The organism is Streptomyces sp. R21, assembly GCF_041051975.1.
Taxonomy (GTDB): domain Bacteria; phylum Actinomycetota; class Actinomycetes; order Streptomycetales; family Streptomycetaceae; genus Streptomyces.
In genome coordinates, this window is the sequence record NZ_CP163435.1 from 1,970,289 (window position 1) to 1,989,085 (window position 18,797).

At 71.2% G+C, this 18,797-nt stretch carries 13 protein-coding genes; 4 read left to right on the forward strand and 9 right to left on the reverse strand.

Features of this window, described 5'->3' with window-relative positions; translation table 11 throughout:
• Nucleotides 1-39 precede the first annotated feature (39 nt).
• A complete protein-coding gene (locus AB5J56_RS09030) occupies nucleotides 40-831 on the forward strand; it encodes a CDP-alcohol phosphatidyltransferase family protein (RefSeq protein ID WP_369231799.1) in 792 nt (263 codons plus the stop codon).
• 57 nt (nucleotides 832-888) lie between these two features.
• Here the strand turns inward: AB5J56_RS09030 and AB5J56_RS09035 are convergent, their stop codons facing one another.
• The 4 genes from AB5J56_RS09035 to AB5J56_RS09050 form a co-directional block, all read right to left on the reverse strand.
• Complete coding sequence (locus AB5J56_RS09035; protein ID WP_369231801.1) at nucleotides 889-4,644, reverse strand: choice-of-anchor D domain-containing protein; 3,756 nt, start codon at nucleotides 4,642-4,644, stop codon at nucleotides 889-891.
• Nucleotides 4,645-4,796: 152 nt separating this feature from the next.
• Nucleotides 4,797-5,534, reverse strand: coding sequence for an alpha/beta hydrolase (locus tag AB5J56_RS09040; protein ID WP_369231803.1), 738 nt, complete (start codon nucleotides 5,532-5,534; stop codon nucleotides 4,797-4,799).
• A 140-nt stretch (nucleotides 5,535-5,674) separates the two neighbouring features.
• The gene (fusA, locus tag AB5J56_RS09045; protein WP_369231805.1) at nucleotides 5,675-7,759 is read right to left on the reverse strand and encodes an elongation factor G; all 2,085 of its coding nucleotides are present in this window, start codon (nucleotides 7,757-7,759) and stop codon (nucleotides 5,675-5,677) included.
• Nucleotides 7,760-8,113: 354 nt separating this feature from the next.
• Entirely contained in the window at nucleotides 8,114-9,568 is a 1,455-nt protein-coding gene (locus tag AB5J56_RS09050; RefSeq protein ID WP_369231807.1) for an MFS transporter, read from the reverse strand.
• Between the two features lie 301 nt (nucleotides 9,569-9,869).
• Here AB5J56_RS09050 and AB5J56_RS09055 point away from each other — a divergent pair, with 301 nt between their 5' ends.
• From AB5J56_RS09055 to rfbC, 3 genes are all read left to right on the forward strand, one after another.
• Nucleotides 9,870-10,448, forward strand: coding sequence for a TetR/AcrR family transcriptional regulator (locus tag AB5J56_RS09055; RefSeq protein WP_369231809.1), 579 nt, complete (start codon nucleotides 9,870-9,872; stop codon nucleotides 10,446-10,448).
• A gap of 94 nt (nucleotides 10,449-10,542) precedes the next feature.
• On the forward strand, nucleotides 10,543-12,531 hold the full coding sequence (locus AB5J56_RS09060) for a glycosyltransferase family 2 protein (RefSeq protein WP_369231811.1): 1,989 nt from the start codon (nucleotides 10,543-10,545) through the stop codon (nucleotides 12,529-12,531).
• Nucleotides 12,532-12,535: 4 nt separating this feature from the next.
• Complete coding sequence (rfbC, locus tag AB5J56_RS09065; protein WP_369231813.1) at nucleotides 12,536-13,144, forward strand: dTDP-4-dehydrorhamnose 3,5-epimerase; 609 nt, start codon at nucleotides 12,536-12,538, stop codon at nucleotides 13,142-13,144.
• A 22-nt stretch (nucleotides 13,145-13,166) separates the two neighbouring features.
• On the opposite strand, the gene AB5J56_RS09070 is transcribed toward rfbC, so the two are convergent.
• From AB5J56_RS09070 to AB5J56_RS09090, 5 genes are all read right to left on the reverse strand, one after another.
• The gene (locus AB5J56_RS09070; RefSeq protein WP_369231815.1) at nucleotides 13,167-13,970 is read right to left on the reverse strand and encodes a class I SAM-dependent methyltransferase; all 804 of its coding nucleotides are present in this window, start codon (nucleotides 13,968-13,970) and stop codon (nucleotides 13,167-13,169) included.
• 54 nt (nucleotides 13,971-14,024) lie between these two features.
• Nucleotides 14,025-14,915: a dTDP-4-dehydrorhamnose reductase gene (gene rfbD, locus AB5J56_RS09075; protein ID WP_369231817.1), complete on the reverse strand. Its 891-nt coding sequence runs from the start codon at nucleotides 14,913-14,915 to the stop codon at nucleotides 14,025-14,027.
• Nucleotides 14,912-15,922: a dTDP-glucose 4,6-dehydratase gene (gene rfbB, locus AB5J56_RS09080; RefSeq protein ID WP_369231819.1), complete on the reverse strand. Its 1,011-nt coding sequence runs from the start codon at nucleotides 15,920-15,922 to the stop codon at nucleotides 14,912-14,914. The genes rfbD and rfbB overlap by 4 nt, the downstream gene beginning before the upstream one ends.
• Entirely contained in the window at nucleotides 15,919-16,986 is a 1,068-nt protein-coding gene (locus AB5J56_RS09085; protein WP_369231821.1) for a glucose-1-phosphate thymidylyltransferase, read from the reverse strand. The genes rfbB and AB5J56_RS09085 overlap by 4 nt, the downstream gene beginning before the upstream one ends.
• A gap of 155 nt (nucleotides 16,987-17,141) precedes the next feature.
• Entirely contained in the window at nucleotides 17,142-18,587 is a 1,446-nt protein-coding gene (locus AB5J56_RS09090) for a glyceraldehyde-3-phosphate dehydrogenase (protein ID WP_369231823.1), read from the reverse strand.
• Nucleotides 18,588-18,797 lie beyond the last annotated feature (210 nt).

Here is an 18,797-nt window from a genome sequence, read left to right on the forward strand (position 1 = left end):
GGCGATGATCGAATTTGTCATACGGCCGGAGGATGTTCGGTGGCCCTGAACAACACGTACGACGCGCGGCTCTTCCACCAGGAGACAGCAGCGGGAGCGGGCGCGCAGCTCCTGCTCCTCGCCCTCCTGGGCACGGCGATCGGGATGGGACCCGCGGGCTGGCTCACGGGCGTGGCCTTCGCGCTCGCCACCTGGGCGGTCCTGAACCGCGCCTTGCGCCGCTCGCAACCGCGCTCCTTCGGCCCCGCCAACCGTGTCACCCTCGGCCGCTCGATCCTGGTCGGCGCCGTCACCGCCCTGGTCGCGGACTCCTTCGAGAGCTCCCCGCCGGTCACCCTCTTCGTCGGCCTGACCGCCGTGGCCCTCATCCTCGACGGCGTCGACGGCAAGGTCGCCCGCCGCACCGGCACCTCCTCCGCCCTCGGCGCCCGCTTCGACATGGAGGTCGACGCGTTCCTGATCCTCGTCCTCAGCATCTATGTCTCGATGTCCCTGGGCCCCTGGGTCCTCGCCATCGGCCTGATGCGCTACGCCTTCGTGGCCGCGGCACGGGTCCTGCCCTGGCTGAACGGCGAACTCCCGCCGAGCATGGCCCGCAAGACGGTGGCGGCGTTCCAGGGAATCCTGCTGCTGGTCGCGGCGTCCGACCTGCTGCCGTACGCGGGGACGGTCGGGGCGGTGGCCCTGGCTCTGGGCTCGCTGGTGTGGTCGTTCGGACGGGACGTGCGGTGGCTGTGGACGGTGCGGGACCTCGAGCAGCCGGGGGTCGCCGAGGACGGCAGCAGGGACGGTTCGAGGAAGCCGGTCGGCGAGATGGCGACCGCACGCTGAACGGTGCATGCGGACGGTGCCCGCAGGATCATGGGGTCTCCTCGGCTCGTCGGCGGCTCAGTAGGTGATCTTCACGGCGCTCACCGTGTGGTTGTCCGTCGCGCCCCCGGTGGCCCCGCTGAAGCCGACCAGCAGGTTCGGGGGCAGGGTGACCGCCGTGTCGATGACCTGGGTGCCGTCGACGGCCACCAGCAGGTGACCGGTGGTCGTCACGGTCACGGTGACGGCATGGGTGCCGGTGCGCAGGGCGGGGACGGCGGTCGAGGTGGCGGCGTAGCGGAGGGTCGCGCCGGTGCCGCCGGTGGCGACGGCGACGAAGTTCGCGGACGGGTCGCCGGTGTTGCGGTGGGTGTCCAGGGTGACGGCGATGCCGGGCAGGCCCGAGTAGCCGAGGCCGCCGCCGCCCGCGCCGAGCGCGGTGGGGGTCGCCTTGGACGCGTCGAGCAGCAGGAGGGCGAGACCGTCGGCGCCGGTGCCGCCGCCGATCGAGGCGGTGAAGGTCGCCTTGAGGCGGGCCGAGGGAACGGCGGTGGCCTGGATGCCGGACCCCCTGCTGTTCGCGACGGCCGGGGTGAGCGACAGGCTGGTGCCGGACAGCGCGGCGGAGCCGTTGTACGTCCAGCCGTTGGGTCCGGGCGGCGGCACGGCGTACGAGGTCGCGGTGATGATCGTGTCGCGGACCGTGTGGATGTCGGTCTTGCCGCCGTTGGCGCCGGTGAAGGCCAGCAGGGCGGTCGGCGGCAGCGAGGCCACCGTGGTGCTCAGCAGCCGGGTGCCGTCCATGGAGACGGTGAGGGTCTTCCCGGAGATCGAGACGGCCACGGCGTGCGGGCCCGAGCGCAGCGGCGGTACGGCGGTGGTGGTCGCCGCGTACGTGAGGGTGGAGCCGCTTCCCGAGGTGGCGATGCCGACGAAGTTCGACGACGGGTCGCTGCCGTTGCGGTAGGTGTCGAAGGTGACCGCCACGCCCGGCTTGCCCGACCAGCCGAGGCCTCCCCCGTTGGCGCCGAGCGCGCTCGGCGTGGTCTTGGCCGGGTCCAGCAGGGCGAAGGTGAGTCCGTCGGCGCCGGTGCCGCCGCCGATGACGGTGGTGAACGCCGCCTTGAGGCCGTCGGTGACCACCGGGACGGGGAAGACACCCGAGCCCGCCTGGGAGGCGCTCGTCTGGGTCAACTGGAGGTCGTTGCCGGAGAGTTGGGCGGAGCCGTTGAGTTTCCAGCCGCCCGCTCCGGGTGCGGGGACGGTGACGCGGCCGGGCGCGGTTCCCATGCCGGTGAGCGTCTCGTTCTGCGGGCCCCGGCCGTCGTCGGAGGTGAGCTGGTAGGTGCCGGTGGCCGCGGCGACGGCGGTCGGGGAGAAGGTGACGGACTGGTGCACCACGTCCTCGGGGCCGATGACCTGGCCCTCGCTGAGCGGGTTGGTCACCTGGAACGGGGCCGCGGGCGGTGCCGCCTTGGTGATGGTGAGCGGGATGTTGCCGGTGTTGCTGATGTCGAAGGTCTTGGTGACCGACTTCCCGACCGCGACGCTGCCGAAGTCGGTGGAGGTCGGTGTGACCGTCAGCCGCGCCTCACCGACCACCGCCGTGCCGGTCAGGCTCACGGACGCGGTGCCGTTCTGCCCGGTGACCGAGAGCGTCCCCGAGTTGTCGCCGGCGACCGTCGGCGTGTACTTCACCTGGACGATGACGGAATGCTGGGGCTCGACGACCGTGCCGTCGGCGGGCAGCCCTACGGCGGCGAAGGGGGCGCCCGGCGGACTGCTCGCCGAGATCGTCTCGGCCTCGGTGCCCGTGTTGGTGAAGCTGACGCCGAGGGTCTTGACGGTGCCGGTGGCCACCGTGTCGAAGGCCAGGGCGGAGGGGAAGGCGGTGAGGCCGGGCCGGGTGCCGTAGCCGGTGAGGCCGAGGCCGACCGCGCCGGCGTCGGTGGTGAAGGTCAGGACCGAGCTGTCCGACCCCGGCGTGGTCGGCGTGTACGACACCGGCACCGAGTAGGTGTCCCCCGCGTGCAGCGTGACCGGCAGTCCGGTGGGCGCGGCGGAGAACGCGCTGTCCGTGGGCGTGCCCACCGCCGTGATCGTCACGTCCTTGGTGGCCGTCACCTTCGCGGTGGCCTGCCCGGTGCTGCCCACGGCCACCTTGCCGACGTCCACCGGGCTCCCGTTCAGCGCGGTGGTGGACGGGCGCCCGAAGGCGAGGATGTGACCGTCCCGGGTGCCGACGTAGACGCGGCCGCCGTCGGTGGCGGGCACCGCGAACTTGGACGCGGTGCCGATCGCTGCGGAGAACCGTAGGTTGAGGGTCCCCTTGACCGGTACGGCGTCGTAGGCGCGCAGTTGGGCTCCGGCGCCGTTGGAGCCGTCCGTGTAGACCGCCCAGACGAGGGCGGAGCCCGCTGTCGTGCCGGTGGAGGTGACCACGGGCGAGCCCGAGGTGTAGCCGAAGTTCCCGGTGCTGGCACCGGTGTTGGTCAGCGACGGCCGGCCCGAGCCGTCGACGCCGTACGCGAAGGCCCGCAGCGGGCCCCTGCTGCCGATCGTGTAGACATAGCCGCCCTCCGCGCCGTACGCGGCCGGGTGTCCCCAGACGCCCTCGGTCGGTCCGAAGCTGCCGAGCACCGCGTCGGTGCCGCCGGAGCCCTGGGCGCGGCCGCCGAGGTTGTCCCGGTCGAGCAGGAAGAGGCGGCCGTCCTTGCCGATCTGCGCCAGCAGATGGGGGTGCTGGGTCGTGCCGAAGACCGGGCCGGGCAGCGCCACCGGTCCGCCGGAGCCGAGGTCGGTGTCGTTCTGGTCGAGGGTGGGTGCGTTGGCGGGGCTGAAGAAGTCCTGGGCGGACATCGTGCCGTCGCTGTTGACGCCGAGCCGGACCACGGACTCGGCGAGCTGGCCCGGCGGCTTCGAACCGGGGCCGGGCGCCGGGGAGATGCCGTTGCCCGTGGACAGGAACATGCGGCCCGGCCCGTCGGAGACCAGGCCGCCACCGCTCATCCAGATCCCGGCCATGCCGTTGGCGGAGGAGTCCTCGGTGGCCCACAGGGTGGTCTTGCGGGTCGAGGTGCTGACGCCGAGCACGTAGCCGACGTACGGGCGGATGTCGCAGTGGGAGGCGAAGGCCGCGTAGACGGAGCCGCCCATCAGCAGCAGGCCGGGGCGCTGGGCGGCGGTGAACGCGTTGAAGGGGCGGCCGGGGTCGTTGACCGGGGCGCCCTGCACCTTCACCGGCCAGCCGCTGCGCTCTGCGCCGGTGGCCGCGTCCAGCGCGTGGACGTACCAGTTGGGGTGCTGGGCGTCCACGCCGTCGTTGATCTTCGCGGTGAGGTAGACGGTCTTGGTGGCCGGGTCGTACACGGGGGTCGAGGTCACCCCGAAGTTCGGCACCAGGTCCCCGCAGCCGATCGCCGAGGCCGGCCAGGGCGTGCCGAGGTTCCTCGTCCAGTTGATCTTCCCGGTGGCCGGGTCGAGGCCGTACGCCTTGGCGTTCTCGGTGGCCGCGACGACGGTCTTGTCGGCGACGAGCGGCTGGGCGTAGACCTGACCGTCCACGGCGGTGGAGAACTGCTGCCCGAAGTCGGAGCTCGACACCTGGGCGGGGGCGAGACCGGGCTCGTTCGGGTCCCAGCCGGTGCGCAGGGCGTCGACGGAGACGGTCGTCTCGTCCGCACGGGCGGGCACCGCCGTGAGCAGCGGCAGCATGCCGCCGATGCCGAGCAGCAGACAGCCCGTCAGCAGCGAGGCCACGGAGGCGGGCAGCCGACGCTTCCCACTGGGCCCGTCGTTCACCGGTCTGCGCGTGCTGAACGTACGGGACGACATCTCCACCTCGGTACGTGAGTGCGCGAGGGCGGAGACCGGCATGTCCCGCCGGCGATCATCGTCGGCGGTGCGATCCGATTTTGGGATGATCCGCGTCCGGCCGCCGGGCGTTGTTCATCCCGATGGGTCAAGCCGGATCGAGTCGGCGGTGATCAGCGGTACTTCGCGAGGAAGGCCTTGACGTCGGCCCAGACGGACGGCTGCTGGTCGAGGATGCCGTTGCCGTGGGCGGCGCCCGAGACCATCTGCAGCTTCTCGCCCCGGGACTTCTTCGCCAGCCTGTCCATCTCCTTGGCGTCGTCGGCGAACTGGCCGTCGCCCTTCGCCGCCACGAAGAGGACGGGCATGGTCAGTTTCGGCACGGCCTCGGTGGCGTCCATGCTGTTGTAGAGCCCCGGGCCCGAGAGGGACACGACCGCCGCGGCCTTCGGGGCGATCTTCGACGCGGCGACCAGGGAGGCGGTGCCGCCCTTGCTGGCTCCCATCAGGATGATCTTCTTCGCGCCGTGGGCCCGCAGCCGTGCGGTGGCGCCCTCGATCTCCGGCACCTCGGATCCGCTGCTGTCGACGGCGAGCACGCGGTAGCCGTCACCGGCGAGTTCGTCGGCGGCCGGGACCCAGGAGCAGACGTCGGTGCCCCGCATGTGCGACAGGACGATTCCGGTGGTGCCGGTACCCGTCTCGTAGCCGCCGACGTCGTTGCCCTCGGTGTCCTTGAAGGTCACCGAGCCCTTGAGCTGCTTGCCGGCGAGGCACCCGAAGTCCTTCACCGTGGAGGACGGCGCCGGCGTCGTGGCAGCTTCGCCGCCACTGTCGTCGTCACCGCAGGCTCCCAGCACCAGTACCCCGGCGCAGACCAGCGCGGCCGCCGTCCAGCTCGATCGGTTCATGTGTCCCCCCTGACCAAGAACTCGCCGCAAGCTAGCCAGCGGACCGCGCAGCGTCAACAGATTCAACCGCCCCTGCGGCGCCCCTGCCCGACTTCGGTACGGCGGCCCCGCCCGACTTCCGGGCGGGGCCGCCGTCGCCGCTACCGGGTCGCCGTCGCGCCGGCGACGGCGGCCGGTGCCGGGGCGTAACCGGCGGGCCGGGTGGTGAAGACGCCCCGGCCCTGGGTGCGGCTGCGCAGCCGGGTCGCGTAGCCGAACAGCTCGGCCAGCGGCACGGTGGCCTCGACCACCGCCGTGCCGGAGCGGGTGGCCGAACCGGAGATCCGGCCGCGCCGCGCCGCCAGGTCGCCGAGCACGCCGCCGACGGCGTCCTCGGGCACGGTGACCGTGACGTCGACGACCGGTTCCAGCAGGATCGTCGCGCAGGCGCGCAGGGCCTGGCGCAGACCGAGCCGGCCCGCCGTGCGGAACGCCATCTCCGAGGAGTCCTTCACGTGCGTCGACCCGTCGGACAGGGTGACGCGCAGCCCGGTCACCGGATGACCGCCGATCGGCCCCTCGACGAGGGCGTCCCGGCAGCCGGCCGCCACGGCACGGACGTACTCCTGCGGCACCCGGCCGCCGACGACGGTCGAGCGGAACACGAAGCCCTCGGAGCCCGCTTCGGCCTCCAATGGCTCCACGTCGAGCACGACATGCGCGAACTGCCCTGCGCCGCCGTCCTGTTTGACGTGCCGGTACACCAGCCCGGACACCCCGCGCACGACTGTCTCCCGGTGGGCCACCCGCGGCCGCCCGACATTGACGTCCGGTCCCTGGGCGCGCCGGATCTTCTCCACCGCCACCTCCAGGTGCAGTTCGCCCATGCCCGAAAGGACTGTCTGGCCAGTTTCCGAGTCGGTGCGGACGACCAGCGAGGGGTCCTCCTCGGCCAGCCGCGCCAGCGCCGCCACCAGGCGTTCTGTGTCGGTGCTCCTGCGGGCCTCGACCGCCACGGAGACGACCGGATCGGCGACCGTCGGCGGTTCGAGGAGCAGCGGAGCCGCGGGGGCGCACAGGGTCGCCCCGGCGCGGGCGGACTTCGGTCCGACCACGGCGACGATGTCCCCGGCGACCGCGCGGTCCAGCTCGGCGTGGCGGTCGGCCTGGACCCGCAGAATGCGGCCGACCCGCTCGGTGCGGCGCGCGCCGGTGTCCAGCACGGTGTCTCCCTTCCGAATCGTTCCCGAGTAGACGCGTACGTACGTGAGCCGCCCGGTGGCGGTTGCGTTCACCTTGAACACCAGGGCCGCGAACGGCACTTCGGGGTCGGCGGCCCGTTCCTGTTCCGTGCCGTCCGCGCTGCCGCGCACCGGCGGCACGTCCAACGGCGAGGGCAGGTACGCCACCACGGCGTCCAGCAGCGGCTCGATGCCCAGGTTGCGGTAGGCCGAGCCGCACAGCACGACCACACCGTCGCCGGTGCGGGTCAGGTCGCGCAGGGCGCCGGCCAGTGTCTGCGCGGTCAGCGTCGCCTCGGCGCAGAACTCCTCCAGGGCGGCGGGGTGCAGTTCGGCCACCGTCTCCTCCAACTGCCGTCGGCGCCGCCGCGCTTCGTCGCGCAGGGCGTCCGGCACCGGCCCCTCCTCGACCGTGTCGTGGCCGTCGGTCCAGAGCAGCGCCCGCATCCGGACGAGGTCCACCACGCCGGTGAAGGCGTCCTCGGCGCCGATCGGCAACTGGACGACGAGCGGGGCCGGATGGAGTCGCTGCCTGATCGACTCGACCGCGGTGTCGAGGTCGGCACCGGCGCGGTCCAGCTTGTTGACGAACGCGATCCGCGGCACGCCGTGCCGGTCGGCCTGGCGCCACACCGACTCGCTCTGCGGCTCGACTCCGGCGACGGCGTCGAACACCGCGATCGCGCCGTCGAGGACCCGCAGCGAGCGCTCGACCTCGTCGGCGAAGTCGACATGGCCGGGCGTGTCGATCAGGTTGACGCGGTGGCCGTCCCAGGCGCAGCTGACGGCTGCGGCGAAGATGGTGATGCCACGGTCGCGCTCCTGGGGGTCGTAGTCGGTGACTGTGGTGCCGTCGTGTACCTCGCCGCGTTTGTGGGTGGTGCCGGTGGCGTACAGGATCCGTTCGGTGACGGTGGTCTTCCCGGCGTCGACGTGGGCGAGGATGCCCAGGTTGCGGACGGCGGTGAGAGAGTCGGTGAGGTGAGGGCGCAGGTTGTCGCGCACGGCCGTGGCCTTTCGGGCTGCTGGAACGGGGCAGCGCGATTCCGTCGACGAAACGGCCCGGTGTCGGGCCGGTCAGGACTCCTGGGGCCGTGCGGGCCTCGGTGGGACGTGCACGGGGCAGGGTCAGGTGTTCGTCGCGGTCATCCGGTGCCGGCCGCGCAGCCGGCACCGGACGCTCGAAGACACCAGGATCACCTCGTAGCGCGACGAGGGGACGACGACAGCGGTGCGGTAACGCATGGCCGGGCTCCCCTCACTCGTCACGACGCGCGCCGCCGGCGGTGCCGTACGACGCGCGATTCATGGTGAGTGTAGGGAACCCGGCTCAACCGGGGCGACCGGATATTTTCCGCGTCAGCTCCGTGCGCCCGGTGCGACGGCCACCTCTGTCGCCGTGGATGACGAGTCGTCAAAAGCCTGTGGGGCGCCGGTGACAGGACCGCTGCGCCGCGCCGGCACGAGGAGGGCGGCCAGCGCCGCGGCGAGGCAGAGCACGGCCATCAGGGCGAACCCGTCGGTGTAGCCGGAGGCGTAGGGCAGGCCGGAGGGCTGGAGGTGGCCGGTCACCAGGACGCTGGTCACCGCGGCCCCGATGGACCCTCCGATGGTGCGGATGTTGGCGTTCATGCCGGTCGCGGCGCCGGTCTGCTCAGGCGGGACGCTGCCCACGATCAGGTTGGCCATCGAGGCGAAGGCCAGTCCGATGCCGAGGCCGAACACGCCTGCAGAGAAGGCCACTTGCCACTGCTGGTCGTGCCATACGGCGAGGAAGCCGCAGGCCAGCGCACCCAGCGCGGCCCCGCCGGTGAGCAGCTTCTTGGCGCCGAGGACGGGTTCCAGGCGGCCGCTGAGCACACCCGAGAGGAACATCGCGACGAGCATCGGCAGCATGAGCAGCCCGGACGCGGTGACGCTGGCGCCGAAGCCGTATCCGGCGGTGCCTGGCGTCTGCACGAAGCCGGGGAGGAAGGACCAGATCGCGTACATCCCGGCGCCGAAGAGCAGCGCGGCCGTGTTGGTGGTCCACACGGCGGGCAGCCGCATGATGCGCAGGTCGATCAGCGGGGTGCGGGAGCGGGCCTCGGAGAGCAGCCACAGCGCGAACAGGGCGACGGCGGCGGCGAACAGTCCGATCACCCGGCCGGAGCCCCAGCCCCAGCGGCTCGCTTGACTGAGCGGCAGCAGCAGCGCGACCAGCCATGCGGACAGCAGCACTGCGCCGGACCAATTGACGTGCCCCTGGGCCCTGTTGGGCGATTCGGGGACATAGCGCAGGGCGATCAGCGTGGTGACGGCGACAATGCCGACGGGGAGCCAGAACAGCCACCGGTAGTCCAGTGCGGACACGATGGGGCCGGCCGCGACGATCCCCACACCGCCGCCGGCGGCGATCACGGCGGACAGGTTGCTGATGCTGTGGCTCACCCGGGACGGGGCGAACTCGTCCCGGATGATCCCGAAGGAGAGCGGGAACAGGGCACCGCCGATGCCCTGGACGACCCGGGCGACGATCAGTACGCCGATGGTCGGGGCGAGCGCGGCGAGCAGGCAGCCGAGCGTCACGGTCACCAGGACGGCGACGAGGGTGCGCTTCTTGCCGATCAGGTCGCCGACCCGGCCGAGGATCGGCGTGAAGACCGAGGCGGACAGCAGGTAGGCCGTCATCACCCAGGTCGCGGTGGACTGCGAGGTGTGCAGCGCGTGCTGAACGGTCGGCAGGGCCGGGGCTATCAGCGACTGGAGCATGGAGAACACGCCTGCGCCGGTCGCGAGGACCGCGAAGGTGAGACGGGTGGAGGTGCGGGGCATCGAGAAGCCTCTCCGGATACGAACAGGGTGCGGCCGGGGTCTGCGAGCCACGGTCGTACGGGCTGGGCGGGGCCGCCGGGCGGCACGGACGGCCGTAGGGCGGCGGGAGCGGTGCGGTGGGAACGGCGCGGCGGGCGCACGGCCCGGAGTGCGGTCGTAGCGGGGTACGAGTGCGACGACGATGCGCGCGGCCGCACGCATCCACGGGGTACGCACCCCCGACTGGTAAAGTGGAGGTACCCCTCCACTGTATCGGAGGCATACCTCCGCTTCAACCTCGTTCCGGCCCCGGGAGGCAGCAGTGACGGCTCAGCCGTTCCCCGTCAGCGAGATCGTCGCGTCCCAGCGCCCGCACCGGAAGGACGCCGCCCGCAATTACGACGCCCTGCTGGCCGCCGCGCGCGAGGCGTTCGCGGAGAACGGATCGGAGGCGTCCCTGGAGGACATCGCCCGCCGCGCGGGAGTCGGCATCGGCACCCTTTACCGGAACTTTCCGACCCGCCGCCACCTCTTCGAAAGCGTGTACGCGGACGAGGTGAACGCGCTGTGCCGGTTCGCGCAGGAGGTCGCCGTACTGGAGCCGTGGGAGGCGCTGACCGCATGGCTGCGCCGCTTCACGGACTACATGGTGACCAAACGGGCCGTCCGCGACGCGCTGAACGACGATACGGAGATCTTCCAGGCCTGCCGGGACTCGATGTACCAGGCGGGTGGCCCGCTGTTCGAGCGGGCGCAGCAGGCCGGGCAGGCGCGCGAGGACATGGAGTTCGACGATCTGCTGCGGATGGTCGCCGGCATCACCGCGACGAACTTCCCCACCGACGGCCAGCGCGACCGCGTCCTCGCCGTTGCCCTCGACGGAGTACGCAGGGCGGGCTGACCAAGCGCCTGCGCACGAGGCGTAGTTAGTATCGGGACATACGCGCCGTGCCATGAAGGAAACGGAAAGCGACTCAAGGGGGTCTTGGAACCGGATGCCGGTCAAGGTCAGCGTGATTGTTCCCGTCTACAACCCGGGTCCGTACATCGAGGACTGCGTCGACTCGCTGCTGCGGCAGTCACTGCCACCCGATGAGTTCGAGGCTGTCTTCGTCGACGACGGCTCCACCGACGGGACCCCGGCCCGGCTGGACGCGCTCGCCGCTGAGCACCCTCACTTCCGGGTCATCCACCAGGAGAACTCCGGCTGGTCGGGCAAGCCCCGCAACGTCGGCATCGCCGCCAGTACGGGCGAGTTCGTGATGTTCGTCGACAACGACGACTATCTCGGCGATGAAGCCCTTGAACGAATGTACGAGTACGGCGTGGCCAACGGCGCCGATGTCATCGTGGGCAAGATGGCCGGCAAGGGCCGTCCGGTGCCGGTGGAGCTGTTCCGCCGCAACCACCCGCACGCCACCGTCGAGAACACGCCGCTGATCGACAGCCTCACTCCGCACAAGATGCTCCGCCGCGCGTTCCTGGACCGCATCGGCCTGCGCTTCCCCGAGGGCAGGCGGCGCCTGGAGGACCACGTCTTCGTCGCCGAGGCGTATCTGCGCGCGGACAACGTCTCCGTGCTCAGCGACTACGTCTGCTACTACCACGTCAAGCGGGACGACGGCTCGAACGCGGGCTTCCAGCGCTTCGAGCCCGTGGGCTACTTCAAGAACCTCCGCGAGGCCCTCGACGTCGTCGAGCGCTACACCGAGCCGGGCCCGGTCCGCGACCGGCTCTACCGGCGCTGGCTGCGCCAGGAGATGGTCGAGCGCATGCGCGGCCGCCGCCTCCTCAAACTGCCCGAGGACTACCGCAAGGAACTCTTCGACGAGATCCGCACGGTCGTCGTCGAGCGCTTCGGACCCGGCGTCGCCCCCGGGCTCGCGCCGGCACAGCGGATCGTCGCCGCACTGATCGCCGCCGACCGCTTCGACGACGTCGTGGCCTACGCCCGGTGGGAGTCGGGCGTCGCGCCCAAGGCCGCCCCGTCCACCGTGGCGTGGGCCGACGGCGCGCTCCGGATCGACTTCAGCGCCGAGTTCGCCTCCGGCGGCGAGCCCATGACGTTCCCCGCCGACGGCGCGCCCGCCGCGCTGGACGGCCCGCCCAAGGACGTCGCCGAGGCGATCGCCCTGCTCGGCGCGGACACGGCCAGCCGTTTCGACAAGGCCACCGTCGACCTGATGCTGCGCGAACGCTCCAGCGCCGCCCAGTTCTTCCAGCCGGTGGAGTTCACCCGCGAGATCGTCCCGACCGGGGACAGCGACAGCGGGCGCGTACGGCTGGTGCTGCGCGCCACCGCCACCGTCGACCCGGCCACCGCGTCGAGCGGCGCACCGCTCGGGGCCGGCCTGTGGGACGCGTACATCCGCGTGAAGCTCGGCGGCTGGACCAAGGAGTGCCGGCTGGGCCCGGGCCCCTGGCCGGGCAGCGTCGTCGGGCACGCCGGAGTCGTCGCCGGGCGCGTGGTCCTGCCGTACTGGACCAAGCCGCACGGCGGGCTCGCCCTGGACGTCGACCGGGCGGGCAAGCGCCTCGGCCTCGGCGCCCTGGGGGCCGCGGACATCACGGCCGAGGGCGACCGGTTCCGCGCGTCGCTCCCGCTGTACGTCCCCGGCGACACCAAGGCGCTTCTGCGGCTGACCTCCCCCGCGACCGGCACGGCCGTGGAGGCCACCGGCACCCTGTCCGCCGACCAAGGGTCCGGGACCGTGCTGGAGGCCCTGCTGCCCACCGGCACGCTCCAGGGCGCGACCTGGCGGCCCGCGCTGAGCCTCACCCCGGACGCCGACGAGGCGCGCTTCCTCACCCTGCCGCTCGCCCTGCGCGGCGCGGCCGACGGCGTCCACCTGGTGCTGCCGCCGCACCCGGGTGTCGTACAGCTGCTGGCCCGCAGGACCCGCCGGACCGTGCGGCGCGTGGTCGGCGCGGCGCTCGGGAAGATGGCCCCCACACTCAAGGCGCGACTGCGAAAGAAGGCGTGACAGCGTGCGATCACTGGACATCGAGGGCGCCTGGGTGCTGGAGCCCAAGGTCTTCCCGGACGACCGGGGCTCTTTCCACGAGTGGTACCGCGGCGAGGAGTTCCGCGAGGCCACCGGTTACGACCTGTCGCTGGCCCAGGCCAACTGCTCGGTCTCGCGCCGGGGCGTCCTGCGCGGGGTGCACTTCTCGGACGTGCCGCCCGGCCAGGCCAAGTACGTCACGTGTGTGCGCGGCGCCGTCCTCGACGTGGTGGTGGACATCCGCGTCGGCTCGCCCGCCTTCGGGCGCTGGGAGGCGGTGCGGCTGGACGACGACACCCGGCACGCGGTGTTCCTCGCGGAGGGGCTCGGGCACGCGTTCATGGCGCTGACCGACGACGCGACGGTGGTGTACCTGTGCTCGACCGGCTACGCGCCGGGCCGCGAGCACGGGGTGCACCCGCTCGACCCGGAGCTGGGGATCGCCTGGCCCGAGGGCATCAAGCCGGTGCTGTCGGAGAAGGACGCGCAGGCGCCGACGCTGGCCGAGGCGGAGCGGTCCGGACTGCTGCCGTCGTACGCGGAGTGCTCCGCCTACTACGCGGGCCTGCGCGGCGGGGGGCTCGGCGGCTGACGCCGGGCCCCCCGCCGCGGGGTCAGCGAGCGCCGCCGAGCTGCTCCAGGCTGCGGCGCAGCGGCTCCCAGCCGCGGGACCGCTTGGTGCCGCGGTTGCGGGCCCGCACGAGCGGGCCCCAGAACCCTGCCCCGGTGAAGGTCTCCGGCTTGACCGCGGACGCCCGCTCCAGGACCGTCTCGGGGACCTTCTGCGGGTCGGCGACGTTGTACTCGGCGAGGATCTCCTCGTACTTGTCCTTCAGCACCGTGTTGGTGGGGTCGGCGCCGAAGACCACGAGCTGCCCGGTGGGCTGGGTGTCGACGAGGACGGTCACGAGGTCCGGGCGGTACCGGGCGAGGATCTCGATCAGCTTGTAGACGTCACCGGTCCAGGCGTTGGTGTGCCGGTCACGGGCCGCCTCGTCGATGCTGCGCGGCAGCATGTCGTCGAAGACGATCACGCTGGCCCAGTCGGAGTGCTTCTCGACGTTGATGAAGTCGCGCAGCGCGTACTCGAAGAGGTGCATGCCGTCGATGAACGACAGGTCGAGGGTGGTGCGGCGCCAGTAGGCCAACGGGCTGCGGTTGCGGGCCAGTTGGCGCAGCGGGTGGCGGCCGCCGCGGAGGTGGACCAGCGGGTTGTCACGGGCGAAGAAGTCGTCGCTGGTGGCCTTCGCCAGGTGGACGTCGCAACGGATCTCCGTGACCACCTTGAACGCGGGATCGATCGCGACGCTGGGCACACGGGACAGCGTGAGACTGCGGCCGTCGTTGACGCCGATCTCCAGGTAGTTGCGGTTCGCCGTGACCTTGTGCAGCTCCCGCAGGAACTCATGGCGCTTCACGAGAGGGACTCCTAGAGGGACTCTTGGTGGGTTAGAGGGACTCTTGTTCGTGGATCAGCGGGACTCTTGGTGGATCTCTTTACGGATGCGGGACAGTGCTTCGTGCAGTGCGGGGCGCCAGTCGCGGAGCGGTTCGAGACCGATCTCCTTCCACCGGTCGTGCCCGAGGGCGCTGTAGGCGGGGCGGGGCGCCGGGCGCGGGAAGGCCTCGCTGGTGGTGGGGTGCACCCGGTCCGGGTCGGCTCCGATGCCCCGGAAGACCTCCTTGGCCAGCTCGCACCAGGTGGCCTCGCCCGAGCTGGTGGCGTGGAACACCCCGTGTGCACCCTCGGCCCGGCCGAGCAGCGGGCCGAGGTCGGCGATGCGTACGGCGACGTCCGTGCTCCACGTCGGCTGCCCGCGCTGGTCGTCGACGACGTCGAGGGTGTCGCGGCGGGCCTCGAGGTCGATCATCGTACGGACGAAGTTGCGGCCGTGGACGCCGTAGAGCCAGGCGGTCCGCACGACGGCGCTCGCCCCCGGGAGTTCCTCCAGGACGGCCCGCTCCCCCGCGAGTTTGGTGCGGCCGTACGCGGTGCGCGGGGCGGTCGGGTGGTCTTCCGGGTACGGGGTGCTGCGGGCGTCGCCGGGGAAGACGTAGTCGGTGGAGACATGGACCAGGCGCGCGCCGCGCGTGGCGCAGGCGCGGGCGAGGAGGCGCGGCCCCTCGCCGTTGATCAGCAGCGCCCGCTCCTCGTCCGTCTCGGCGTCGTCCACGGCGGTGTACGCGGCGCAGTTCACGACGATGTCGGGCCGGTGCTCGGCGAGCGCCCGGTCGAGTTCCTCCGAACGGGTGATGTCGAGTGCGGCGCGGTCGAGGCCCACGACCTCCTCGCCGCGCCCGGTCAGTTCCTCGACGACGTCGCGGCCGAGCATGCCGCCCGCTCCGGTGACGAGCCACCTCATGCGTGCCCCTCGCCCTGCTGCGGGGCGCCGCCGCTCGCCTGGTCGACGCGCCGCTTGAGCGGCTCCCACCAGGCCCGGTTGTCGCGGTACCAGGCGACGGTGTCGGCGAGGCCGGCCGTGAAGTCGTGGCGCGGGCGGTAGCCCAGCTCGTCGCGGATCTTGCTCCAGTCGACGGAGTAGCGCAGGTCGTGGCCCTTGCGGTCCTCGACGTACTGGACGCGGTCCCAGTCCGCTCCGCAGGAGTCCAGGAGCAGGCCGGTCAGCTCCTTGTTGCTCAGCTCGGTGCCGCCGCCGATGTTGTACACCTCGCCCGGGCGGCCCGCGGTGCGCACCAGCTCGACGCCCTGGCAGTGGTCCTCGACGTGCAGCCAGTCGCGGACGTTCAGGCCCTCGCCGTAGAGCGGGACCTTCTTCCCGTCGAGCAGGTTGCTGATGAAGAGCGGGATGACCTTCTCGGGGAACTGGTGCGGTCCGTAGTTGTTGGAGCAGCGGGTGACCCGCACGTCCAGGCCGTGGGTGCGGTGGTAGGCGAGGGCGAGCAGGTCGGAGGAGGCCTTGGACGCCGAGTACGGCGAGTTGGGCTGGAGGGGGTGCTCCTCCGGCCAGGAGCCGGACTCGATCGAGCCGTAGACCTCGTCGGTGGAGATGTGGACGAAGGGGCCCACCTGATAGCGCAGGGCCGCGTCCAGCAGGGTCTGCGTGCCGACGACGTTCGTCTGGACGAAGTCGCTCGCGCCCTCGATGGACCGGTCCACATGGGACTCGGCGGCGAAGTGGACGACCTGGTCCGCCTCGGCCATCAGCTTGTCGACCAGTTCGGCGTCGCGGATGTCGCCGCGGACGAACTCCAGGCGGGGGTGGTCGAGGGGCAGGTTTTCCAGGGTGCCCGCGTAGGTGAGCTTGTCGAGCACGGTGATGCGCGGCGCGTCGGGCGCTTCCGAGGCGAGCAACGAGCGGACGTACGTGGAGCCGATGAACCCGGCGGCGCCGGTGACGAGAAGGTTCATGAATGGATGCGCACCTCGCTGTGGTCTCCGAGTACGAGTCGGTGGGCATGGGGAACACCGGGCGCCGGGGTCACCTCGACATGCCGGCCGATGAGCGAGGACTCGATCCGGCCCACCCCGTCGATCGACGACTCCCGCAGCACGATGGAGAACTCCAGCTCGCTGTCCGTGATCCGGCAGTTCTCCGCGATGGAGGTGAAGGGCCCGACGTAGGAGTTGCTGACGACCGTGCCGGAGCCGATGACGACGGGACCGACGATCCGGGAGCCGGTGATCCGGGCGCCCTCCTCGATCACCACCCGCCCGATCGCCTCGGACGCCTCGTCGACGTCGCCGTCGATGCGGGGCTCCAGGGTCTCCAGCACCGTGCGGTTGACCTCGAGCATGTCGGTGACGTTGCCCGTGTCCTTCCAGTAGCCCTTGATGAGCGTGGAGCGGACGTCGGCCTTGGTGTCGATCAGATGCTGGATGGCGTGGGTGATCTCCAACTCGCCGCGCCAGGACGGTTCGATGGCGCGTACGGCGTCGTGGATGACCGGCGTGAAGAGGTACACCCCGACCAGGGCGAGGTCGCTCTTGGGGTGCTGGGGCTTCTCCTCCAGGCCGACCACCTGCCCGGCCGGGTCGAGCTCGGCGACACCGAAAGCGCGCGGGTCGGGCACCTGGGTGAGCAGGATCTGGGCGTCCGGCCGGTGCGTGCGGAAGTCGTCGACGATGCCGGTGATGCCGCCGATGATGAAGTTGTCGCCGAGGTACATGACGAAGTCGTCGTCACCGAGGTAGTCGCGGGCGATCTGCACGGCGTGGGCCAGCCCGAGGGGCCGCTCCTGGGGGATGTAGGTGACCTTTAGGCCGAATCTCGACCCGTCGCCCACCGCCTCCTGGATTTCCACAGCGGTGTCACCGACGATCACACCGACCTCGGTGATCCCTGCCGCCGCGATCGCTTCGAGTCCGTAGAACAGCACAGCTTTGTTCGCCACGGGTACGAGCTGCTTGGCCGAGGTATGCGTGATCGGCCTCAACCGCGTACCGGCGCCGCCGGAGAGCACGAGAGCCTTCATCTGGTTCACCCTAGCCGTGATCGTCCACGACGGGCATTGATTGTTTTCAGTTCTGTGCGATCACAGGCCACCTGGGGCTTCGGTGACAAAACGTACGGCCTGTCCCGCTGCCGAGGCTCGGGCAGCGGAACAGGCCGGGGAACGGGCCTTCTGGATCAGACCGCCGGGGCCGGGTACGTCGGGTACTCGACGCCCGAGACGTGCTGGACCACACGGATGACCTGGCAGGAGTAGCCGAACTCGTTGTCGTACCAGAGGTAGAGGATCGCGTTGTCGCCGTCGACCTTGGTGGCGCCGGCATCGACGATCGAGGCGTGGCGCGAGCCCATGAAGTCGCTGGAGACCGCGTCGGGCGCCGTGGTGAAGTCGATCTGGCGTTTGAGCGGTGACGTCAGCGACACGTTGCGGAGGTAGTCGAGGACCTCTTCACGGGTGGTCTCGCGGCCCAGCCGCAGGCTGAGGATCGCGATCGAGACGTCCGGCACCGGGACGCGGATCGAGCTGCCGGTGATCGGCGCCTTGAGGTCGGGCAGCGCCTTCGCGACGGCGGAGGCGGCGCCGGTCTCGGTGATGACCATGTTCAGCGGCGCGGAACGGCCACGGCGGTCGGCCTTGTGGTAGTTGTCCAGCAGATTCTGGTCGTTGGTGAACGAGTGGACGGTCTCCACGTGGCCGCGCAGCACGCCGTACTCGTCGTTCATCGCCTTCAGCGGCGGGACGATCGCGTTGGTGGTGCAGGAGGCGCAGGACAGGATCTGCTCGTCCGGCTTGATCGTGTCGTGGTTGACGCCGTGCACGATGTTCGGGACGTCGCCCTTGCCGGGCGCGGTCAGGACGACCTTGTCGATGCCGGGGCGCAGGTGCTGGGAGAGGCCCTCGCGGTCGCGCCACTTGCCCGTGTTGTCGATGAGGATGGCGTCGTTGATGCCGTACGCCGTGTAGTCGACCTCCGACGGGTCGCCCGCGTAGATCACCTTGATCTCGTTGCCGTTGGCGATGATCGTGCTCTTCGCCTCGTCGACGGTGATCGTGCCCTGGAACTGGCCGTGGATGGAGTCGCGGCGCAGCAGCGAGGCGCGCTTGACGATGTCCTGGTCACCGCCCTGGCGTACGACGATGGCGCGCAGCCGCAGGCCGTTGCCGGAGCCGGACTTCTCGATCAGCAGACGGGCCACCAGGCGGCCGATGCGGCCGAAGCCGTAGAGGACGACGTCGCGGCCCTCGCCGCGCTCGATCTTGTTGGCACCCGTGGCGCCCGCGACGGCCCCGGCGGTGAACTCCTCGACCGAGAGACCGCGGTCGTCGGCCTTGTACGTCGCGGCGAGCATGCCGATGTCGATCTGGGACGGACCGAGGTCGAGTGCGGTCAGCGCCTGGAGGAACGGCAGGGTCTCGACGACCGAGAGCTCCTCGCCGGCGATCTGCCGGGCGAACCGGTGGGTCTTCAGGATGCTGACCACCGACTTGTTCACCAAGGAGCGGCTGTGCAGCAGGACCGTCACGTCCCGCTCGCGGTGCAGCTTCCCGATGATCGGGATCATCGACTCCGCGATCTCCTCGCGGGTCTTCCAGTCGGTGAACGAGTCGTCATTGACAGTCACAGATTTATCTTTCGAGCTAGGCGGCGCTCATATGGTAACCCGACCGCTTTCTGGCCATGGAGGGGGCTCCCGCCTGGGCACGCCGGGACACGCATCTCGAAGGTGAACTGCTCCTGACAACCGGGTGTACAACCATTCACCCCTTGCTCATGTCGAACTGGCGAACAACGGCGTCTGCCTTGCCGCAGCGGTCCCTGGGGGGAAGCCTTG